A 1,087-nucleotide genomic window follows, 5' to 3' on the forward strand; every position below is an offset into this window, starting at 1 on the left:
AAATCTACTTCCTTACCTTTAACCCTTAGCAACATTAAAGCTTTAAACTACTCGATACCGCAATCGCTTGGGCAACATTATTCGCAATGTTATCACCGGTTTTACCATCGGTCAGCACTATAGTACTTTCATTCGCTATGGCTTGATGCGCCTTAATAGCATCTTTCGCTAAGGTTAAAGTTACCGCTGCTTTACCTTGTTCAGTATTCGCAGCACTACCCACTACGGCTCAGGCACTAGCCTCGGCTTCAGCCACTAAACGTATACCATCTGCTTTACCGGTTGCTGCTAATATTTGTGATTCTTTAGTGGCTGGTGACGCTAATTTTTTTTTTTCAAGCAGAGGACGGCATACGAGATACTACGACAGATTAGCCCTTCGGCATTATTAGGTTTAAACCGTGCCATAGTAGTATCTCATCTAGATGGCCCAGAAGCGGCTCTCACTTTTTTAGCTAGCCTCACACCACCCAATTGGCTTGCATGCTCTTACCACTGGTATGCAGTCAAAGCGGATTTACTTTTTCAGATCGGGAAGTCTCAAGTTGCAAACCTTGAAATGCAAAAAGCAATCAATGCTGCTCCAACAGAACATATTAATGCGCTCCTTAGAAAGCGTTTTAATCGCTATTTAGTCTAGTTTTTTACTTAAGAGTGTTAATTAATTTCACTATTATCTTATTGTTTTAATTGTACTAATTTAGTCCTAAATCACTCATTTGTTAGACTTCTCAAAAATTGAGACAAACCTTTTGATCTCTCTCCCCGTTTCATGCAGTATCCCGTACGATTTTATGGAACTTGAATATAAGGATGATTATTCATGAAACGGATTTTGTTGAGTTGCCTACTAACGGCGGGTGTTTCTATATCGGCAATGGCCTATGACGAGTCTCAGGAGTTCAGAATTCAATCTGAGCAATACGAGTCAGTGATGACCCTGTCTGACATGATGGACATATTCAAAGTGCAATCCTTTACCGTCTACGATGTGTCTTATCATGAAGATAAAACATATGAAGGCATTTCACTAAAAGCCATGCTAGAACATAATAACTATTCATTAGACGACATAGCAGAAATTACC

Annotated in this window: 2 protein-coding genes; one reads left to right on the forward strand and one right to left on the reverse strand. The window is 39.8% G+C overall.

Annotation, left to right across the window (positions count from 1 at the left end; genetic code table 11):
• Nucleotides 1–34: 34 nt before the first annotated feature.
• Nucleotides 35–223 carry a band-7 C-terminal domain-containing protein gene (locus ASU03_RS21975; RefSeq protein WP_057833261.1) on the reverse strand — a complete coding sequence of 63 codons (189 nt, stop codon included), beginning with the start codon at nucleotides 221–223 and terminating at the stop codon, nucleotides 35–37.
• 615 nt (nucleotides 224–838) lie between these two features.
• Between ASU03_RS21975 and ASU03_RS18680 the strand changes: the two genes are divergently transcribed.
• Nucleotides 839–1,087, forward strand: a 249-nt coding sequence (locus tag ASU03_RS18680; protein ID WP_157465974.1) for a hypothetical protein, incomplete at its 3' end; no start/stop codon positions are given.

Source organism: Colwellia sp. TT2012, from assembly GCF_001440345.1.
Taxonomy (GTDB): domain Bacteria; phylum Pseudomonadota; class Gammaproteobacteria; order Enterobacterales; family Alteromonadaceae; genus Colwellia.